Origin of the sequence: Arthrobacter sp. efr-133-TYG-104, assembly GCF_030208915.1 — a bacterium.
Classification (GTDB): Bacteria; Actinomycetota; Actinomycetes; order Actinomycetales; family Micrococcaceae; genus Arthrobacter.
The window spans coordinates 42,484-62,482 of the sequence record NZ_JARVTA010000012.1 but is presented as its reverse complement, the minus strand read 5'-3'; the positions used below and the strand labels follow the sequence as shown (position 1 = coordinate 62,482).

20 protein-coding genes are annotated in these 19,999 nt (G+C 61.9%); 9 read left to right on the top strand and 11 right to left on the bottom strand.

Annotated features, from left to right (window positions below; translation table 11 throughout):
* Positions 1-12 precede the first annotated feature (12 nt).
* The 3 genes from QRN04_RS10490 to QRN04_RS10480 all read right to left on the bottom strand — a co-directional run bounded on the left by QRN04_RS10490 (position 13) and on the right by QRN04_RS10480 (position 2,507).
* A complete protein-coding gene (locus QRN04_RS10490) occupies positions 13-1,227 on the bottom strand; it encodes a hypothetical protein (protein WP_284976018.1) in 1,215 nt (404 codons plus the stop codon).
* A gap of 80 nt (positions 1,228-1,307) precedes the next feature.
* Positions 1,308-1,649, bottom strand: a complete 342-nt coding sequence (locus QRN04_RS10485) for a DivIVA domain-containing protein (RefSeq protein WP_284975966.1) — start codon at positions 1,647-1,649, stop codon at positions 1,308-1,310.
* Between the two features lie 18 nt (positions 1,650-1,667).
* Positions 1,668-2,507, bottom strand: a complete 840-nt coding sequence (locus tag QRN04_RS10480; RefSeq protein WP_284975965.1) for an LOG family protein — start codon at positions 2,505-2,507, stop codon at positions 1,668-1,670.
* A 182-nt stretch (positions 2,508-2,689) separates the two neighbouring features.
* Between QRN04_RS10480 and QRN04_RS10475 the strand changes: the two genes are divergently transcribed.
* From QRN04_RS10475 to QRN04_RS10460, 4 genes are all read left to right on the top strand, one after another.
* Positions 2,690-3,445, top strand: a complete 756-nt coding sequence (locus tag QRN04_RS10475; RefSeq protein WP_410549250.1) for an amino acid ABC transporter ATP-binding protein — start codon at positions 2,690-2,692, stop codon at positions 3,443-3,445.
* Positions 3,446-3,497: 52 nt separating this feature from the next.
* On the top strand, positions 3,498-4,376 hold the full coding sequence (locus QRN04_RS10470) for a glutamate ABC transporter substrate-binding protein (RefSeq protein ID WP_284975964.1): 879 nt from the start codon (positions 3,498-3,500) through the stop codon (positions 4,374-4,376).
* A gap of 95 nt (positions 4,377-4,471) precedes the next feature.
* Positions 4,472-5,122, top strand: a complete 651-nt coding sequence (locus QRN04_RS10465) for an amino acid ABC transporter permease (RefSeq protein WP_284975963.1) — start codon at positions 4,472-4,474, stop codon at positions 5,120-5,122.
* Complete coding sequence (locus QRN04_RS10460) at positions 5,119-5,970, top strand: amino acid ABC transporter permease (protein WP_284975962.1); 852 nt, start codon at positions 5,119-5,121, stop codon at positions 5,968-5,970. The genes QRN04_RS10465 and QRN04_RS10460 overlap by 4 nt, the downstream gene beginning before the upstream one ends.
* Positions 5,971-5,990: 20 nt before the next feature.
* Here the strand turns inward: QRN04_RS10460 and dapE are convergent, their stop codons facing one another.
* Positions 5,991-7,115 (bottom strand): succinyl-diaminopimelate desuccinylase, encoded by a 1,125-nt coding sequence (dapE, locus tag QRN04_RS10455; protein ID WP_284975961.1) that lies wholly within the window; start codon positions 7,113-7,115, stop codon positions 5,991-5,993.
* A 96-nt stretch (positions 7,116-7,211) separates the two neighbouring features.
* Between dapE and dapD the strand changes: the two genes are divergently transcribed.
* Together dapD and QRN04_RS10445 are read left to right on the top strand one after the other, a co-directional pair.
* Positions 7,212-8,237 carry a 2,3,4,5-tetrahydropyridine-2,6-dicarboxylate N-succinyltransferase gene (dapD, locus tag QRN04_RS10450; protein ID WP_284975960.1) on the top strand — a complete coding sequence of 342 codons (1,026 nt, stop codon included), beginning with the start codon at positions 7,212-7,214 and terminating at the stop codon, positions 8,235-8,237.
* Positions 8,238-8,250: 13 nt separating this feature from the next.
* Positions 8,251-9,093, top strand: a complete 843-nt coding sequence (locus QRN04_RS10445; protein WP_284975959.1) for a hypothetical protein — start codon at positions 8,251-8,253, stop codon at positions 9,091-9,093.
* A 34-nt stretch (positions 9,094-9,127) separates the two neighbouring features.
* On the opposite strand, the gene QRN04_RS10440 is transcribed toward QRN04_RS10445, so the two are convergent.
* Positions 9,128-9,739, bottom strand: a complete 612-nt coding sequence (locus QRN04_RS10440) for a hypothetical protein (RefSeq protein WP_284975958.1) — start codon at positions 9,737-9,739, stop codon at positions 9,128-9,130.
* 118 nt (positions 9,740-9,857) lie between these two features.
* On the bottom strand, positions 9,858-10,499 hold the full coding sequence (locus QRN04_RS10435; protein WP_284975957.1) for a TetR/AcrR family transcriptional regulator: 642 nt from the start codon (positions 10,497-10,499) through the stop codon (positions 9,858-9,860).
* Positions 10,500-10,582: 83 nt separating this feature from the next.
* Between QRN04_RS10435 and galE the strand changes: the two genes are divergently transcribed.
* Positions 10,583-11,626 carry a UDP-glucose 4-epimerase GalE gene (gene galE, locus QRN04_RS10430; protein ID WP_284975956.1) on the top strand — a complete coding sequence of 348 codons (1,044 nt, stop codon included), beginning with the start codon at positions 10,583-10,585 and terminating at the stop codon, positions 11,624-11,626.
* Between the two features lie 69 nt (positions 11,627-11,695).
* On the opposite strand, the gene QRN04_RS10425 is transcribed toward galE, so the two are convergent.
* The 3 genes from QRN04_RS10425 to fdxA form a co-directional block, all read right to left on the bottom strand.
* A complete protein-coding gene (locus QRN04_RS10425; protein ID WP_284975955.1) occupies positions 11,696-12,979 on the bottom strand; it encodes a citrate synthase in 1,284 nt (427 codons plus the stop codon).
* Positions 12,980-13,210: 231 nt separating this feature from the next.
* A complete protein-coding gene (gene dapC / locus QRN04_RS10420; protein WP_284975954.1) occupies positions 13,211-14,359 on the bottom strand; it encodes a succinyldiaminopimelate transaminase in 1,149 nt (382 codons plus the stop codon).
* Between the two features lie 14 nt (positions 14,360-14,373).
* The gene (gene fdxA, locus QRN04_RS10415) at positions 14,374-14,700 is read right to left on the bottom strand and encodes a ferredoxin (RefSeq protein ID WP_144648485.1); all 327 of its coding nucleotides are present in this window, start codon (positions 14,698-14,700) and stop codon (positions 14,374-14,376) included.
* 134 nt (positions 14,701-14,834) lie between these two features.
* Between fdxA and QRN04_RS10410 the strand changes: the two genes are divergently transcribed.
* Positions 14,835-15,071 carry a putative acetyltransferase gene (locus QRN04_RS10410; protein ID WP_284975953.1) on the top strand — a complete coding sequence of 79 codons (237 nt, stop codon included), beginning with the start codon at positions 14,835-14,837 and terminating at the stop codon, positions 15,069-15,071.
* A gap of 77 nt (positions 15,072-15,148) precedes the next feature.
* Here the strand turns inward: QRN04_RS10410 and typA are convergent, their stop codons facing one another.
* Positions 15,149-17,065 carry a translational GTPase TypA gene (gene typA, locus QRN04_RS10405; protein ID WP_284975952.1) on the bottom strand — a complete coding sequence of 639 codons (1,917 nt, stop codon included), beginning with the start codon at positions 17,063-17,065 and terminating at the stop codon, positions 15,149-15,151.
* Between the two features lie 247 nt (positions 17,066-17,312).
* Between typA and QRN04_RS10400 the strand changes: the two genes are divergently transcribed.
* Positions 17,313-18,188 (top strand): SGNH/GDSL hydrolase family protein, encoded by an 876-nt coding sequence (locus QRN04_RS10400; RefSeq protein ID WP_284975951.1) that lies wholly within the window; start codon positions 17,313-17,315, stop codon positions 18,186-18,188.
* A gap of 93 nt (positions 18,189-18,281) precedes the next feature.
* Here the strand turns inward: QRN04_RS10400 and QRN04_RS10395 are convergent, their stop codons facing one another.
* Positions 18,282-19,997 (bottom strand): dipeptide ABC transporter ATP-binding protein, encoded by a 1,716-nt coding sequence (locus QRN04_RS10395; protein ID WP_284975950.1) that lies wholly within the window; start codon positions 19,995-19,997, stop codon positions 18,282-18,284.
* Positions 19,998-19,999: the final 2 nt, after the last annotated feature.

Sequence of the window (19,999 nt, the reverse complement as noted above, 5' to 3'; positions counted from 1 at the left end):
TATAACGCCACGTCAGGGCGGGTAATCACCGCCGCCGGGCAGCTGGGCCCAAGCCCAGAGCCAGACGATCCACACTATCTGGAGCAGGATGAACATCACCACCACCGTGCCCCGGTAGGCCTTGGACTTCGAAAGGAAGGCGACGCCAAGTGCCAGCGGGAACATGGGCAGGAGCATCCGGAAAGTGCTCGTCTGCGGTTGCAGGAAGACCAGAAGGTAGCCCATGTAGCAGGCGCACCAGAGCCGCAGTTCAGTTCCCAAAGCCCTGACCGGCCTGGAGACCATGACAAGCGCGAAAAGCCCAACGAAGACAAAGGGCGCAATTACCCCGGCGACCGGTCCAAGCAGCATTTGGCCGGCGTCGAACCACGGCTTGAACGGCACCAAGTCCGTACCACGCCAAGCAGTTTCAGTGCGGGTGTAGGCCGTCGGGTCCCCCGTGGCAGCCCACGCGATGGCCGGCCAGGCCAGAGCTCCCAACGCGGCAACTCCCGCCAGGACTGTCAACGGCACCAAGCGGACCAGCGACGTCGGCTGGTCGGCTTGACCGGCTTGTTCGGCCTGTTCTCTTCGACGTTCCACCTGGTTGGGTCCGAAACGCTGCCACAACTTCCCCACCAGCAGTAGTCCCAGCATTAACGCGAACGGCACACCTGTGGGCCTGGAAAGACACATCAGCAGAACCACCGGGATGGCACTCAGGTATCGGCCACGTACCACCAGCAGCAGCGCCGCAGCGAGCAGCAGCAGGTTCAGGGATTCGGCGTACGGAACTTGAAGGATCGCCGACACCGGAAAGGTGGATACGAAGACGACTCCCCATAGTGCGGTGCGCCTGCCAGTGAACTCGAGGAAAAGCTTGTAGATGACCAACGCCGCACCCAAGCCCGCCACCATCGCAACGGTGGTGAGAGACTGCAAGGTACCTAGCCCCGTTAGGGCGCCCAGCCCTCGGCCCAGCAGCGGGAACAGCGGGTAGAACGCCCAGGTGTTCTCCTTGACCACTCCGGTTTCATCCAGTGGCAGGACGGACGGGTAGCCCTCATCAGCGGCAGTTTGATACCAGCGCCCATCCCAAATGGTGATGAAGTTCCAGTAATCAGGCGCAGGGGCGAACCACGGGTTGGTCCCTTGGTGCAGGGCAGCGGCGGCAAAGATGCACGCACTCACCAGCCGTGCTGCCACGAAGACCACCGCGACGTGCAGCCACCACGGCCAACCGGACATCCGCCACACCGTGGTTGACAGCAAACGGGACAGCGCGTCCGTGACGCCCTCTTGACCCGCCGGGCGCGCCGCAGCTTTCATCACTGCGGGCCAGGGGCGGAGGCGCTGTCCTCGGGAAGTGCCTCCACCAACGCTTGCAGCCTCTCGATTTCACGGTCTTTTGCCTGCAACTGGTCACGCAGTTCATCGAGGACCTGGTCCACCTGGTCCATCCGGTAACCCCGCAGCCCCAGCGCAAAGCGAACGGCATCGACGTCGCGCGCTTCCGGATTGTGGGCAAGCAACACAGGAGGCAGGTTCGGCACCGGATCATCCAAGCCGGACCCCAGGGAACGTCCCTGCACGATGCCCGCCCCGAAATAGAGCGCGGCTCCAACAAGGACGATCGCGAGAAACACCAGGAAAAAGCTCACAGGGTCCATGGTGCCAGAAAGACGCGGCTATTCAGGGCGTTGGTTGCCGTTGGCCGCCGGCGGGAGGGGTGCTCCGTGGAGCACGCGGTGAACTGCGTCGGCAGGATCGTCTACCAGTTGGATCAGGTCCAGGTCCTTTTCGGAGACCATCCCCTCCTCCACCAACGTGCCCTTAATCCACTCGAGCATCGGCCCCCAGAAACGGACGCCCAACAGAACGATGGGGAACGAGGTGACCTTTCGGGTCTGCACCAGCACCATTGCTTCGAAGAGCTCATCCAAGGTACCGAGACCACCCGGCAGCACCACGAACCCTTGTGCATACTTGACGAACATGGTCTTCCGGGCAAAGAAGTAGCGGAAGTTGATCCCCAGATCCACCCACTGGTTGAGGCCTTGTTCGAACGGAAGTTCAATACCGAGCCCCACCGACACGCCGTTGCCTTCCACGGCGCCCCTGTTGGCTGCCTCCATGGAACCCGGACCGCCGCCGGTGATGACGGCAACGCCCGCTTCAGCAAGCTTGCGCCCCACCTCCACTCCCATGTCGTAGTAGACCGTTCCTGGTTTGGTGCGCGCGGAGCCAAAGACGCTGACGGCCGGGCCGAGGTCTGCCAAGGCACCAAAACCCTCAACGAATTCGCTTTGGATCCGCAGCACCCGCCACGGATCCGTATGGATGAACTGATCAGCCCCGTTTGAATCCAACAAGTGCTGATCGGACATGCCGGAATCAGCTTGTTTGCGGCGAAGTTCCAGCGGGCCCTTGTATTTCGCCGGGGCGATGTCAGAAGGGAGGGGTGCTTGGCCGGCTGGCACGCCGCCGTTGGCGTCCGGACGAGGAACTGGGTGCTGGCTCATACTCATTGCCCAAGGCTAGCGCTTATCGGCCGCAGCCCCTGCGCAATGACTCGTCCCGTTGCCGACGCCCGGGCCGCCACCACTTAAGGCTGGAATTAATCTGGAAATAAGGTTTCTGTTCAATCACGATCTTGGACAAGTGCCGTGACCACGGTCATAGGAAGAACTTCGTTCGCTAGATTCTTGGTATGACTACACAAGTGTCCGGCGATGAGCTGGTCTCCCTGAATGGTGTTAACAAACACTACGGTCAACTCCACGTCCTCAAAGACATCAACCTCCACGTCCGGAAGGGTGAAGTGGTGGTGGTCATCGGCCCGTCCGGTTCCGGCAAGTCGACCCTGTGCCGTGCCATCAACCGGCTCGAAACAATCGACGACGGCGATATCGCCATTGACGGGAAGAAGCTCCCCGAAGAAGGCAAGGACCTCGCCCGCCTGCGTGCCGACGTCGGAATGGTGTTCCAGTCCTTCAACCTGTTCGCCCACAAAACGATCCTCGAGAACGTTACTCTGGGCCCCATCAAGGTCAAGGGAATGGCCAAAGCCGCCGCTGAAAAGGAGGCCATGGCACTCCTCGAACGCGTCGGCGTCGGACACCAGGCCCCGAAGCTTCCCGCCCAGCTCTCCGGTGGCCAGCAACAGCGTGTGGCCATTGCCCGCGCGTTGGCCATGAAGCCGAAGGTGATGCTGTTCGACGAGCCCACGTCGGCCCTGGATCCCGAGATGATCAACGAGGTCCTCGACGTCATGATCCAGCTCGCCAAGGAAGGCATGACGATGATCGTGGTCACCCACGAGATGGGCTTCGCCCGGAAGGCTGCTGACCGCGTCGTGTTCATGGCCGACGGCCAGATCGTCGAGGATGCCACACCCGAGGAGTTCTTCACCAACCCGAAGAGCGCCCGGGCCAAGGACTTCCTCTCCAAGCTACTGACCCACTAGCTTCCCCATCGCTTGCACCCGGCCCCCTAGGCCACCCAATGAAAGGAACGTCATGAAGTCACTTATCACCCGGAGGAAGTCGCTCCTGGTTGCCGCATCCGCCGCGCTTGCCCTCTCACTGAGCGCCTGCGGTGGCGGAAGCGGCTCCGCGCCGGCCCCCGTTGACAAGCCCTCGTTCGCTGCCGGCACCACCATGGAGAAGTTGAACAAGGCCGGCAAGATCGTCATCGGCACCAAGTTCGACCAGCCGTTGTTCGGACAGAAGGGCCTGGACGGCAAGCCGGTTGGTTTCGACGTCGAAATCGGCAAGAGCATCGCCGCCAAGCTGGGCATCCCCGCCGACAAGATCGAATGGGTGGAGACCGTATCGGCCAACCGTGAGTCCTTCATCGAACAAGGTCGGGTTGACATCGTTATTGCGACCTACACGATCACCGATGCCCGCAAGCAGAAGGTGTCCTTCGCTGGCCCCTACTACCAAGCAGGGCAAGCACTGTTGGTGAACAAGGACGACAACTCCATCACCAAGCCCGAGGACGTCAAGGGCAAGAAGGTGTGCTCCGTAACAGGTTCAACGCCGGCAAAGACCATCGTTGACAAGTACGGCGCGGATCTGGTTCCGGCCGCTAACTACACTGCTTGCCTGGAACCGCTGCGTAACAAGCAAGTTGTGGCCGTTACCACGGACAACGTCATCCTCGCAGGGTACGTGGACAAGGAGCCGGACGCTTTCAAGCTGGCCTCGGACCAGACCTTCACCAAGGAGCCGTACGGCATCGGACTCAAGAAGGACGACACCGTGTTCCGCAACTGGATCAACGATCAGCTTGAGGCCTTCGGCAAGGACGGCACGTACAAGAAGGCATGGGAAGCAACGGCCGGAAAGGTCATCAAGACCGCTCCTGAGCTGCCCACGATCAGCCGCTACTAAAGAATCCTGTGGTTGCCGCCAGCCCTTGAACGGGAACGGCGGCAACCACAGATTCTACGGATTCACTCACCTTTCCGCCGTAGCCGAAAGAAGCCATGGACGCCATCTTCGAAAGCCTCCCCCAATATTGGGACGGATTCCTCCGCACCCTCTTCCTCGCCGTCATTTCCGGCGTCATCGCCCTGATTGTCGGTACCATCCTGGCCGCCATGCGCGTTTCGCCGGTAGCGGCTTTGCGGGGCTTCAGCACCTTCTATGTTGAAGTCGCCAGGAACACTCCCCTGACGATCATCTTCTTCTTCTCGGCGATCGTGCTTCCAAGGCTGGGCATCAAGTTCGAGCAATTCGAAGTGGCCGCCATCATCGCACTGAGCACCTACACCGCGGCCTTCGTCGCCGAGGCCGTGCGGTCCGGCGTCAACAGCGTCCCTGTAGGACAGGCCGAAGCAGCCCGCAGCATCGGCATGACATTCACCCAGGTACTTGGCTTGGTCATCCTTCCCCAGGCCCTTCGAACAGTGGTGCCGCCGTTGATCAATATCATGATCGCCCTGGTCAAGAACTCATCCGTTGCAGGCGCTTTCTTCGTCATGGAGCTCTTCGGTTATGGCCTTCAACTCACCAACAGCCATGGCGACGCCGTCATGTGGATCCTGATCGGTGTGGCCTTCTTCTACCTGCTGATCACCGTCCCATTGGGCTTGTTGGCCCACTTCATTGAGAAAAAGGTGGCGATCGCCCGATGACTTCAGTTCTTTACGACGTTCCCGGTCCCAAAGCCCGGCGTATCTCCCTCATCGGTTCGATCATCGGTTCCGTCATCATTGCCGCCGGCGTAGTGGGGGCTATTGTCATCCTCTCGTCGCAGGGGATTTTCAACTCCTCCCGGTGGGAAGTCTTCGTCAACGAGTACGCCGCTGACGTGTGGACCCAACTGGGCCTCGGCGTCCTTGCCACGCTGCAAGCCGCAGGTGTCGCCGCGATCATCGCTTTCCCCCTGGGAGTCGCCTTCTGCCTCCTGCGGATCTCGCTGATCCCATGGGTCAGGATCCCCACCCAGGTGGTCCTCGAATTCCTGCGCGGCATGCCCGTGGTGCTGATGATCCTCTTTGTACTCCTGGTCTTCGCCACGAGCCCTTTCACCGCCGTCGTGAGCGGCCTCGTCCTGTACAACGCCGCGATCTTTGCCGAGATCCTCAGGGCCGGAATCCAGTCCTTGCCCAAGGGGCAGCGGGAGGCCGGTTTGGCCATAGGCCTGCGCAGCTTCCAGTCACGCATGAGCATCGAATTCCCGCAGGCAATCCGGCGTATGCTTCCCTCGCTGATTGCGCAGTTGGTGGTCCTCCTGAAGGACACGTCGCTGGGCTACATCGTGGCGTACGAGGAACTGCTGAGGAAGGTCAAACTGATAGCCGACCTTGAACCCAGCCTGCTGTTCTCTGCGTTCTTCGTAGGCGCGGCAATCTACATCCTGATCAACCTGTCCGTTTCCCGGCTTGCCATCATGATCGAACGGCGCGGTACCAAGAAAGCCGCAGGTGGCGTGGCCTCCGCCATCAAGACAGTCGACTTGGACGTCAACGCGCCGCAGTAGCGCCAGTCCAAACGGCTCGGCTACTGCCCCAGCCATGTCCGCAGTGCCCGGAGGCACTCCCGGACGGCGTCGGCGTCGACGTGTTCGTTGTCCTTGTGGGCCAGCAGCGGATCGCCGGGTCCGAAGTTCACCGCCGGGATGCCGAGTTCACTGAACCGCGCGACGTCGGTCCAACCGTATTTCGGTTTCGGCTCGGCGCCGACGGCGGCCACGAAGGAGGCAGCAGCAGGATGGTTGAGGCCGGGCCGGGCACCGGCAGCGGCGTCGGTTCGGACCACGTCGAAGCCCTCCAGGAGCTCACGCACATGGGCTTCGGCCTGATCCGGCGTCTTGTCCGGGGCGAAACGGTAGTTGATCTCCACCACGCAGCGATCGGGGATGACGTTTCCTGCCGTCCCGCCCTTGATCTTCACCGCGTTGAGGCTTTCCCGATAGTCGAGCCCATCGACAGTGATGGTCTGCGGCTCGTAAGCCGCGAGCCTGGCCAAGATGGGCGCCGCTGCATGGATGGCGTTACTGCCCATCCAGGCGCGGGCAGAATGGGCTGCTTCGCCGGTGGTGGTGGCCTCAAAACGGCTCGTGCCGTTGCAGCCGCCTTCCACCGTGCCGTGGGTGGGCTCCAGCAGGATGGCAAAATCGCCCTGCAGCAGGTTCCCGTGGTTGCGGACCAACCTGCCGAGGCCGCTCTTAACGGCCTCTACTTCTTCATGGTCATAAAAAACGAAGGTGACGTCCCTGTCGGGCTGCCGCCCGGCGTCGAACAGTGTCGCAGCAAGAGCGAGCTGCACAGCCACGCCGCCCTTCATGTCCGTTGTTCCGCGGCCGTAGAGCACGCCCTCCCCCGCACGCCCGGATTCCCAGGTTGCAGGCACTGTACCCAGCGATCCCTCTACGGTGGGCAAGGGGACAGTGTCAAGGTGTCCGGCCAGGATCACGCGCTCGGGTAGGCCAAGTTCGGTCCGGGCGATAATGGCATCTCCATCCCGAACCACCGAGTATTCGCCGATGGCACGCAACGCATCCTCGACGGCGTCGGCCAGTTCGGTTTCGTTACCGGACACACTGTTGATATCGATAAGTGCGGCCGTGAGCACGGCCACGTCCTGGCGTAGGTCAAGAGGCGCGAAGGCAGGATTCTGGGTCACCCTTCCACCCTAACGCCCACGAATATGCCACAAATGCGACTTGTTCAGGATGAGACTCGTTTCAGCCGCCGTTGGCCTGCTGGATAGACTTGGCCCATGACTGAAACTGCTTCCTCCGCTGCGCCCGCGACCGCGCCCGCCAACGATCGATCAGCCTATGGATTCGGACTTGCCACCATCGCCACCTCAGCCTCCGGCGAAGCAACGGTGCTGGATGTTTGGTATCCGGCCCCGGCCCTCGGCGTTGCTGCGGAGACCCTGCGGGACGTCGAGAACGCCGATCCCTCGCTGCTTGCCCTCGCCGATGACAGCAAGGATGCCGATCGCGGCACAGAACAAAGGGTCGTCTTCGCACAGATCGACCTCGACGCCGCACCGGCTGACACCGCCGACGCCTACCTGCGCCTTCACCTCCTTTCCCACCGCTTGGTTGCACCGAACAGCATCAACCTCGACGGCCTCTTCGGCATGCTTCCCAACGTGGTGTGGACCAACTTCGGTCCAGCCGCGGTGGAGGGTTTCGAACTGACCCGCGCGCGCCTGCGCAAGCGCGGTAACGTGGTGGTTTACGGCGTGGACAAGTTCCCCAGGATGGTGGACTACGTGGTTCCTACCGGTGTGCGCATTGCCGACGCCGACCGCGTACGCCTCGGTGCGCACCTCGCCGAAGGCACCACCGTCATGCACGAAGGCTTCGTGAACTTCAATGCCGGGACCCTCGGCACCTCCATGGTGGAAGGACGGATCTCTGCCGGCGTCGTTGCCGGTGACGGGACCGACGTCGGAGGCGGTGCTTCCATCATGGGCACGCTGTCCGGCGGAGGCAAGGAGAAGATCGCCCTGGGTGAGCGCGTCCTGCTGGGCGCGAACTCGGGTGTGGGCATCAGCATTGGTGATGACTCCGTGGTGGAAGCCGGCCTTTACGTCACCGCCGGAACCCGGGTTCGCGTTCCCGGGCCCAAGGACGAGAACGGTGAAGACACCAGCAAGATCATCAAGGCAGTGGAACTCTCCGGCGTCCCCAACCTGCTCTTCCGCCGCAACTCCACCACTGGCGGAGTCGAGGTCCTGCCCCGTAAGGGCCAGACTGTTGAGTTGAATGAGGCGCTCCACGCCAACTAGCAGGAGAAAACCCATGCGCCGCCTGCGCCGCGCCGTCATTGTGGTGTTGGCGTTGGCCTTGGTTGCCAGCGCCATCTTCGCTGTCTTCGCTGTCCTGCAGCGCTCCGAAACACTGGTCTCGGAGCGCTGCGTGGCGGTTGCCGGAACGGCCAGCCACGAGCTCGCCACCGACCAAGCCGCGAATGCTTCCCTGATCACGGCGATCTCCGTGCAGCGCGGACTGCCACCCAGGGCTGCGAGCATCGCCATAGCGACGGCCATGCAGGAATCGATGCTGCGGAACATCAACTATGGCGACCAGGCCGGCCCCGACTCCCGCGGTCTGTTCCAGCAACGTCCTTCCCAAGGCTGGGGCACGGAAGCCCAGGTGATGGACCCCGTGTATGCCACCAACGCTTTCTTCGATCGTTTGGTGAAGGTGCCCGGATACCAAACCATGGACATTACCCAGGCCGCCCAAGCCGTCCAACGCTCCGCGTTTCCCCAGGCCTACTCACAGCACGAGGACATGGCCCGGGCATTTGCCTCCGCGCTGTCCGGCCACTCGGAATCCGCACTGAACTGCGAGCTTCGTATGCCGGACGCGGCTGGTGACCCAAGCGCCGTCGTCGACGGTATTACGACGGCGTTCGGCACCCAACAGGCGACCGTCCAGGGCCGCTCGGTCCACCTCGGGATTTCCGGTGTCCAGGGGTGGGCGGTGGCCCAGTGGGCCGTGGCCAACGCAAAGACCCTGTCAATCACCCAAGTGGATGTCGCAGGACAAACGTGGAACCGTCAAAAGCGCGACGGCTGGCAAGCCTCAGTGGCTCCTTCGGAATCAGTGACCATCACCGTCTCGGCGCCACCCACGTAGACGAGTTTCCGAACGTCACGCGAGCATTCGAACCTCAGGCGAGCAACTCCACCACGGGTTGGACGTAGCTTCGGAACACATCCGGTTGGGACAAGAGCCGGTGGCTCATGATCATGGTGCTGGGTTCCAGATACCAGGCGCGGGGTTCGGCGAGCGGCAGCTCGATGATGGTGAGGTCGAAGTCCCGGGAGCTGCGCCCCACCTCCAGGAGCCTGTCCTCCACCATCTCACCGAGCACTTCGGTCACGCCATTGGCTTCGCGGGCAGCCTCAATGTCTGCGTACTCTTCGATCCGGTCAGTAGCCCAGTCCAGCGCTGAACCAAAGTGGGCCTGAAGCACCCGTTGCAAGGCAGGAGAGTTACCGAAGGCCTGGAAACCCGGGGGCGAAAGCTCGAGGGCTTCGTTCGGGTAGGACTTCACGAGGTTCTCCCACCAGGCCTCCCATTCTGTCTTCAGGGCCGGTAGGCCGCCGACGTCGGCAGTCAGGTGGGTGTGGTCCGCGTGCCTGACCTTGGGAGCGGCGTGGGAGAGGGTGGGCTTGCCCGCACCGTCCAATCCCGCTACATCCCGCAGGTACAGTGCGATGAGCATTGGCCCCGATGTGTCCAAGGTAATTCGCCACCCCGGGCCGCCCGTTTCGTGCATCCGAATGCCTCCCTTGGCAGCAGACTCCCAACAAATCCAAGTCTATTCCCGTTGCCGTCAGGCGGAACGGGAAAGTTGCGCTTACTTGGAATGCGGGCCTTTCTGCGCGGGACGGGCCTCACACGGGAGCGGCCGCACTTTCCATTGACCTGAGGTGTGCGGTGAGGACGTCGCTGCACATCCGTGCCGTCATCCACTCGGGGTGAAGGAGCGCATGCATGCAGAGGCCGTCCATGGTGGCCAAGAGCCTTTCGGCCTCGTTGACCAGTGCCTGATGTCCGTCGGCATGCTGGCCGTCGGTGGACTCCCTGTTCAGGATCATGACCAGTCGTCCGACGACGGCGGCCACAGCCCGGTGACTGCGCTCGGCCTCGGGTGCAAACACCGGTTTGATGCGCGCCGCATTGCGGAATGCCATCCACACACAGGCATCTACTGCCAGTTCTTCGTCCAACGGCAGGAGTTGACCGAGGAGGGACAGGATAGCGGCGTGCTGCTCCGGGCTTCCGGAGCGTTCCCCTTCCACGGCCACCATGGCGGACTCCAACCGTCCTACGATCCGGTCCACGACAACCCCGAAAGAGAAGACCAGCAGTTCGTCGCTGCTGGCAAAGTAGTGCCGTACTGAGCCCACTGCCAGCCCTGCTTCATCAGCTACTTCTCGGAGGGAGGCCCGTTCCAAGCCATCACTGGCAATAATTCGAAACACAGCGTGGACAACTTCCTGGCGCCGGGCTTCGGCATCAACAATTTTGGGCACTAGTATTTTTAGCACGAATGTGCTTCTACGCTGGTCAACGGCGGGCGAGCGGCGTGGCTCCACTTTCCGATAGCGTAGGACCCATGAAAATCCTTGTCACGGGCGGCACCGGCTACATCGGTTCCCACACCGTTTTGTCCCTGCAAGAGGCTGGCCACGACGTCGTCGTGGTGGACAATCTCGTGAACTCCAGCGAAGAATCCCTCCGCCGCGTCTCGGAGCTGACCGGCAAGAGCGCCGTGTTCCACAAGGTTGACCTCGTGGACGAGCCCGCTGTCGAGGCCGTGTTCGACCAGCACCTGATCGACGCCGTCATCCACTTCGCCGGATTGAAGGCGGTGGGCGAATCCGTGCAGGAGCCGCTCGCTTACTACTACAACAACATCGTGGGAACACTGAACCTGCTCCGCGCCATGGACAAGCACAGCGTCAGGTCAATCGTTTTCAGCTCCTCGGCCACTGTGTACGGCGAGCACAACCCCATCCCCTACATCGAGAAGATGGAGATCGGCGCCAACAACCCCTATGGCCGTACCAAGGAGCAAATCGAGGACATCCTCTCCGACCTCGGCAACGCCGATGACCGCTGGCATATCGCACTGCTGCGCTATTTCAACCCAGTGGGCGCCCACCCGTCCGGACGCATCGGCGAGGACCCTCAGGGCATCCCGAACAACCTCGTGCCGTTCATCGCCCAAGTGGCAGTGGGACGTCGCGAGAAGCTGATGGTGTTCGGCGGCGACTATGACACCCCCGACGGTACTTGCCAGCGGGACTACATCCATGTGGTGGACTTGGCCGAAGGCCACGTTGCTGCCTTGGACTTCATCGCCTCACACGCCGGTGTGCGCCGCTGGAACCTGGGCTCCGGCAAGGGATCGTCCGTGCTTGAGGTTCTCCGGTCCTTTGAGAAGGCTGTGGGGCACGAGCTCCCGTACGAGATCACAGGCCGCCGAGCGGGCGATTTGCCCGCATTCTGGGCCGATGCCTCCTCGGCCCTGGCCGACCTTGGCTGGTCCACCACCAAGACCGTGGACCAAATGTGCGAGGACCACTGGCGCTGGCAGAAGAACAACCCCTTCGGTTACAACGTGGCCCAGCCCGCCTCCGCGGTCACAGCCCTGTAGCTTAACGACGTCGGCCGCCCACCTCGCGCGAGGTGGGCGGCCGACGTCGTTAATGACGTTTTCGCCGTATCAGTTGACCGGGTAGTTGCGCTCCGGCTCCCCTGTGTAGAGCTGCCGCGGGCGGCCGATCTTGGTCTGGGGATCGTTGATCATTTCGCGCCACTGGGCAATCCAGCCCGGGAGGCGGCCAATGGCGAACAGGACGGTGAACATCTTCTCCGGGAAGCCCATGGCCTTGTAGATCAGGCCGGTGTAGAAGTCCACGTTCGGGTACAGCTTGCGCTGGATGAAGTAGTCATCGGCCAAGGCCTTCTCTTCGAGGCGCATGGCGATGTCCAACAGTTCATCGTTGCCACCCAGCTTGCCGAGTACCTCGTGAGCCGTTGCCTTGATGATCTTGGCGCGGGGATCGTAGTTCTTGTACACGCGGTGCCCGAAGCCCATGAGGCGGACGCCGTCTTCCTTGTTCTTGACCTTTTCCATGTAATCCTCCGGCTTGATGCCGTCGGCCTGGATCTGGCGAAGCATCTTGAGCACAGCTTCGTTGGCGCCGCCGTGAGCGGGTCCGAAGAGGGCGTTGATACCGGCTGACACCGAAGCAAAGAGGTTCGCGTTGGACGAGCCCACCAAGCGAACGGTGGACGTGGAACAGTTCTGTTCGTGATCAGCGTGCAAGATCAGTAGGAGGTCCAATGCCTTGACCACTACAGGGTCCATCTCATACTGCTCGGCGGGAAGGCCGAAGCTGAGGCGGAGGAAGTTCTCCACGAGGTTCATCGAGTTGTCAGGGTAGAGCATCGGCTGCCCTACCGACTTCTTGTGCGCATAAGCGGCAATCACCGGCAGCTTCGCCATCAGACGAATGGTGGAAACTTCCACATGCTCGGCGTTGAAGGGATCCAGCGAGTCCTGGTAGAACGTGGACAACGCGGAAACGGCTGAGGAAAGCACCGGCATGGGGTGCGCGTCCCTCGGGAAGCCACCAAAGAAGCCCTTCAATTCCTCGTGGAGGAGGGTGTGGTGGCGGATGCGCTGATCGAACTCTTCCAACTCAGTAGGAGTCGGCAGGTTGCCATAAATGAGGAGGTATGAAACCTCAAGGAAGCTCGAGTGCTGTGCGAGCTGCTCGATGGGGTAACCGCGGTAACGCAGTATGCCTGCGTCGCCGTCGATGTAGGTGATGGCCGAGGTGGTGGCCGCAGTGTTCATGAAGCCGGGGTCATAAGCGACGGCGCCCGTCTGCTTCAGCAGTTTGGAAACGTCGTAGCCTTCGTTTCCTTCTACAACCTTGATACGCGGCAGTTCGAGTTCGCCGCCGGCATGGCGCAGTGTCGCGCTGGTGGTCTCAGTCATGGAGTCCCCTTCATGAGGCCTCAAGGCCTCTATCGAACGCTTGTCCGACCAACGTCTGGTGTCGCGGCCCCCGGCCCTACTGTTGCAGGGCTCCAACGGCCGAAGTGCTTTCTTAGCGAAGGCCACCATTGATAGTCAGTTAAAAGCTACCGCCAGTAACCCCACGGAACTAATCCGTGAGGTCCCGTTACCGGCGGAATGGTCCTGTTAGTGCCCTAAGTCACAGCCTTGTTATGAGCTGGCACCCAGGCGCGCAACAGCTGCGTCGATGCGTTCGTCCGTGCCTGTCAGGGCAACGCGAACGAAGCCCTCGCCGGCATCGCCGTAGAAGACCCCGGGGCCCACCACAATGCCCAGGTCTGCGAACCGCGCCACAGTGTCCCACGTCGCTTCGCCTGCCGTGGACCAGAGGTAGAGGCCCGCCTTTGATTCGTGGATCTGCAGGCCGAACCGCTCCAAGGCCGGAACAATCCGTTCGCGGCGTCCACGGTAGAGATCTTTCTGGGCCACGACATGTGCGGCGTCGCCCAAGGCCACGCGCATGGCCTCTTGGACGGGGTAGGGAACAATCATCCCGGCATGTTTACGGCTGTTGACCAAGTTGGCCATGATTGCCGAGTCTCCGGCCACGAAGGCGGCCCGGTACCCCGCGACATTGGATTGCTTGCTCAAAGAGTAGACACAGAGCAAACCCTCTGTGGATCCGCCGGTAACACGGGGATCGAGAACGCTGGGGACTGCCTCGCCCCCACGTTGGACGTCCCATTCGCCCCAGCCCAACTCCGCATAGCACTCATCCGAGGCCACCACGGCACCAATCTCCCGGGCTTGTGCCACGATCTTCCGGAGTGACTCGACGTCCCGGACACTTCCCGTGGGATTCCCCGGGGAGTTGATCCACACCAACCGCACCTTCGCGCGGGTAGCGGCGTCGAGCTCATCCAAGTCATCGGCAGCGATGGCAGTGGCACCGGCCAGGGATGCTCCGATGTCGTACGTCGGGTAGGCGACGGAGGGCCTGACCACCACGTCTCCGCTGCCCAGTCCAAGCAGGAACGGCAGCCAGGCCACCAACTCCTTTGATCCCACGGTGGGCATGACGTCTTTGGGGTCCAGCCCCGGCACGCCGCGGCGGCTGGCGAACCACTCCACCACAGCTTGGCGAAGACCCTCGGTGCCGTGAACGGTCGGGTACCCGTGGGCGTCGGAGGCCGCGTCCAGTGCGTCCCGGATGAGCCCCGGAGTGGGGTCCACGGGAGTCCCAATGGAAAGATTTACCACTCCCCCGGGGTGCTTGGCAGCCGTGGCAACATACGGAGCCATAGCCTCCCACGGGTAGTCAGGCAGGTTCAGGCCGAATGCCGGTGCAGCGGAAATCAAGGAAGCAACCGCCCTCAGTGGTCTTGGTTCTGCAAGGGCAGCGCAGCAATGAACGGGTGGTCCTTGCCCGTGTTGCCGATCTTGGCGGCGCCACCCGGCGAGCCAAGATCATCGAAGAACTCGACGTTGGCCTTGTAGTAGTCAGCCCATTCTTCCGGGGTGTCATCCTCGTAGTAGATGGCCTCGACGGGGCACACAGGCTCGCAGGCACCACAGTCGACGCATTCATCGGGGTGGATGTAGAGGGAACGCTCACCTTCGTAAATGCAGTCCACAGGGCATTCTTCGATACATGCCTTGTCCTTGACATCCACACACGGCTGCGCGATTACGTACGTCACGTCCCAGACCTCTCCACGGTTAGTCCCGGCCATGGCCGGGTGATACTGCCGGCAGCATGCCGGGCACTCAACTTCTGAGCCTATTATCCAACAGTGCGCTCACGCCAACCTAGCCCGCGTCTTAGTATGAAACGGTGACTCCCCCGCATGCACCGCCCCGACAGTTTCTCCTCAGTGCCGAGCCAGGCATTCGGCTGGTGGTCAGGTACAAAATCGAGGGCGGCCTCACCGACGCGTTGGGCTATCTGCTGGAGACCAGCGATAGCAGCTGCACCGTACGAACGCGGACGTCCGACGTCGAAATCCCCCTGGCGCTGGTGGTCGCGGCTAAAGAAGTTCCGCCCCCACCGCAGCGCCGTGGGGCCCGCTAAAGGCGAGCAGCAACGAAAAGAGCCGCCAGAACGGCCGAGGCAATGCCCCGGAGCGTTCTGGCGGCTCCTTCGTTCACTTAGGACTTGGCGCGGGCGCGGTTAGCCTTGGCACGCTCGTTGGAGTCAAGGATGAGCTTGCGGATGCGGATGGAATCCGGGGTCACCTCGACACACTCGTCTTCGCGGGCGAATTCGAGGGACTCTTCAAGGGTGAGGTCGCGCGGCGGCGTCAGGTTCTCGAAGGTGTCCGAAGAAGCGGCACGCATGTTGGTGAGCTTCTTTTCCTTGGTGATGTTCACGTCCATGTCATCAGCGCGGGAGTTCTCGCCGACGATCATTCCCTCATAAACCTCGGAGGTGGGCTTCACGAAGAAGGAACCGCGCTCCTGGAGGTTGATCATGGCGAACGGGGTCACAACACCGGCGCGGTCGGCAATCATCGAACCGTTGGTGCGGTATTCGATGGGGCCGGCCCACGGCTCGTAACCCTCGGAGATGGAAGCAGCGATACCGGCACCACGGGTGTCGGTGAGGAACTTGGTACGGAAACCGATCAGGCCACGGGCAGGAACGATGAATTCCATGCGGCACCAGCCGGTACCGTGGTTTGCCATGTTGGTCATCCGGCCCTTGCGGGCTGCCATGAGCTGCGTGACGGCACCGAGGTACTCTTCCGGAACGTCGATGGTCATGTGTTCCATCGGCTCGTGGATCTTGCCGTCGATGGTCTTGGTGACAACCTGCGGCTTGCCGACAGTCAGCTCGAAGCCTTCGCGGCGCATCTGCTCCACGAGGATAGCCAGGGCGAGCTCGCCACGGCCCTGGACTTCCCAAGCGTCAGGACGCTCGGTGGGAAGTACCTTGATGGAGACGTTACCGATCAGTTCCTTGTCCAGACGGTCCTTCACCTGGCGGGCGGTGACCTTGGCGCCCTTGACCTTGCCGGCCAACGGGGAAGTGTTGATACCGATGGTCATGGAGATCGCGGGGTCATCAACAGTGATCAGCGGAAGCGGCTGCGGGTTCTCGGCATCCGTGAGGGTTTCACCAATGGTGATGTCTTCAATACCGGCGACGGCGACGATCTCGCCGGGGCCTGCGGACTCGGCAGGAACACGGGTCAGGGCTTTGGTGGCCAGCAGTTCAGTGATCTTGACGTTCTTAAGTTCACCGTTGGCGCGCGCCCAGGCCACCGTCTGGCCCTTACGGAGGGTGCCGTTGTAGATGCGGAGCAGGGCGAGGCGGCCAAGGAACGGGGAAGCGTCCAGGTTGGTCACGTGTGCCTGCAGCACGCCGTCCGGGTTGTACGTAGGAGCCGGGATGTGCTCGATGATGGTCTTGAACAGCGGCTCAAGGTCCTCGTTTTCCGGAGCCAGCCCATCAGCAGGCTGGTCCAGGGATGCGCGGCCAACCTTGGCAGCAGCGTAGACGACCGGAACTTCAAGGATCTTGTCCAGGTCAAGGTCCGGCACCTCGTCGGCAAGGTCCGAAGCCAAACCGAGGAGGAGGTCCATGGACTCGTGGACAACTTCATCGATGCGGGCATCGGGACGGTCGGTCTTGTTGACCAGGAGGATCACGGGAAGGTGGGCTGCCAGCGCCTTACGGAGAACGAAGCGGGTCTGCGGCAGCGGGCCCTCGGATGCATCCACGAGCAGAACAACACCGTCAACCATGGACAAGCCGCGCTCCACCTCGCCACCGAAGTCAGCGTGGCCAGGGGTGTCAATGACGTTGATGGTGATGGTCTCGCCGTTGGACGACGGGCCGTTGTAGGCAACCGTGGTGTTCTTCGCGAGGATGGTGATGCCCTTTTCGCGTTCCAGGTCACCGGAGTCCATGACGCGGTCCTCAACCTCACCGTGGGAAGCGAAGGAGTTGGTCTGCTTGAGCATGGCGTCGACCAAGGTGGTCTTGCCGTGGTCAACGTGTGCGACGATCGCGACGTTGCGCAGATCGCTACGCGACGCAGTGTTGGTGATGGTTTCAGACATGCGGTAATGACTCGATTCAGTGGTGAAATCAGCTGTTTGTATCCGCGCGCATACCTGATCGACTTGATCGGAACACACAGCGAAAAGACCCCGGGACACAGGGCACCTAGCACAAGTCTAAACGCAGTTGCATTTCTGAGCCTAAAAAGCAAGCTATCCACCCCCCGGATGTGGCGCTGCTCACATGCGGCTGTGTGGCCGAAACCTCACGTCTTGATGCTGGATTTCCGGGCAACGGTGGACCATTATGGCAGCAGTACCAGTGCCCCACGGAGACCCCTCGATGCCCCCAGCTTCGGCCCGGCTCCGCATGCTTGCTCCATTGATCGCCGTCGGCGTTCTCTTGGCCAGCTGCGGACCCAGCCCCCAGTCCCAACCCCACTCCTCCCCTGCCTCGCCCTCCGGGCAAGCCGCCTCGGCCGGCAGCGCCCAAAGGGTCGTCTCCGAGCTCGTGCCCCTCAACGTGCCTGTGGGTGGTTTGTTCAAAAATCACGTCAGCAAGCGCAGCGAAGTGGTTCTGGCCGACGTCGACCATACAGCCGTCCTGATTGGCGATTCCCAAGCAATGCCCAAGGACTCCTGGCCGCAACGAGGCATAGCAGCCTTGGGGTACAAGCTCTACGTCGCAGGCATGGGCGGCACAGGTTACGTCGCTGGCAACGGGAAGACCGCCAACTATATCGATGCGCTGCAACACGGTGACTGGGTTCTCCCCTACGGTGAACCACCCCTCATCGTGGTCGAGGGCGGTGGGAATGATGCCACGCAGCACGCCACGGACGGCCAGATCACTGCGAACGCCGAGCGATTGCTCACCGCGCTCAAGCAGCGCTACCCGGATGCCGCGGTGGCGATGATTGGCACCTTGGCCCGCGGTGCCGGGAACGGAGGCGGACGCCGCACGGAGGTGGACGCCTTGATGGGCCGGATTGCCGCCAAGCACGGAATTCCATTTGTAAGCACCGGTGACTGGTTGACCCGCTACAACGCCGTTGGAGACCTCATTGATGGTGTCCATGTAAAGCCGTCAGGCCACGCGAAACTCGGAAGTGCCCTGGCCAAGCAACTCCTGGCTTTAGGACTGGCCGCCCGCCAGGACGGAACCGGTAAAACGCCGAAATAGCAAGAGAGCCGGCAGCTCCCCTTGTGGGGAACCACCGGCTCTCGTATCACGGCGTTGCTCTCATGTCGCGGCGCTAGCGACGCACGACGTCGGTCAGGCCACCTCAGGCGGCAAGAGCAGGGAACCACCCGGGATGGCGTCCAGCAGTGCCTGCGTGTATGCCTCACGGGGGTTATCGAACACGTCGTCCGTGCTGCCCGTTTCCACGAGCTTGCCCTTCTGCATCACACAGACGTGGTCGGCGATTTGCCGAACCACCGCCAGGTCATGGGTGATGAAGAGGTACGTCAAGCCGAGGTTGTCCTGGAGGTCGGCCAACAGGTTGAGCACCTGCGCTTGGACCAAGACATCCAGTGCCGAGACCGCTTCATCACAAATGATCACTTCGGGGTCCAACGCGAGGGCGCGGGCGATGGCAATACGCTGGCGCTGGCCACCGGAGAGCTCGTTGGGGTAGCGGCGCATGGTCGATTGCGGCAGCGCCACTTGGTCCAAGAGTTCCCGGACCTTCTTTTCCCGGCTCGCTTTGTTGCCGATCTTGTGGGTTCGCAGCGGCTCTTCGATGGTCCGGAAGATGTTGTACATCGGGTCCAACGAACCGTATGGATCCTGGAAGATCGGCTGTACACGGCGCCGGAATTTGAACAGATCCTTGCTGTTCAGCGTGGAGGTGTCCACTCCATCAAAAGTGATTTTTCCGGAGGTCGGTTCCAACAGGTTGAGCACCATCTGGGCCACTGTGGACTTTCCGGAGCCTGACTCGCCAACGATCGCGGTGGTGGTTCCACGCTTGACCGCGAACGACACAGAGTCGACGGCAGTGAAGTCCGTGGTTTTACCGATTCCCCCGCGCAGCTTGAACACTTTGGTCAGATTTTCGACAACCAGGACATCCTCAGGAAGGGCCTCCTTGACAACAACCGGTTCCGTCGGAGCCAGAAGATCTTCCGACTCGATGCCTTGCTCCTTGGCTACCTGGATACGCCGTGACGCCAACGAAGGAGCCGAAGCAACCAAGCGCTTGGTGTAAGGGTGCCTCGGGTTTTGCAGCAACTCAAGGGAAGGCCCTGCTTCCACCACCTGGCCGCGGTACATGACCACCACCTTGTCTGCACGCTCAGCGGCCAGCCCAAGGTCGTGGGTGATGAGCAGCACAGCTGTGCCGAGCTCAGTGGTCATCTTGTCCAAGTGATCAAGGATCTGGCGCTGCACTGTGACATCCAGCGCGGATGTCGGCTCGTCGGCGATGAGCAGCCGCGGTTGGCAGGACAGGCCGATCGCAATCAGCGCACGTTGCCGCATGCCGCCCGAGAACTCGTGCGGGTACTGCTTTGCCCTCCGAGCGGCGTCCGGAAGCCCAGCCTCGGAAAGGACTTTGGCGACGTCCTCGGGTCCGGAGGGAAGACCGTTGGCCTTCAACGTCTCCCGCACTTGGAAGCCGATCTTCCAGACCGGGTTCAGGTTTGACATCGGGTCTTGCGGAACCATGCCGATGTGGCTTCCGCGGAGCTCAATCATGCGCTTCTCGGAAGCATGGGCGATGTCTTCGCCGTCGAACAGTATTTCGCCTGCGGCGACACGACCGTTGCCCGGAAGCAACCCGATGGCAGCAAGCGCAGACGTGGACTTCCCTGAACCGGACTCCCCCACGATGGCCACGGTTTCCCCTGGCATCACGGTCAGGTGCGCGTTGCGTACCGCGTTGACTTCGCCGTTGCTCGTGACGAAGTTGATGGCGAGGTTCTTGATCTCCAACAACGGACGCTCGGCGTCGAAAGATTCTTCCCTGATGTGGACTGATGCATTCATGG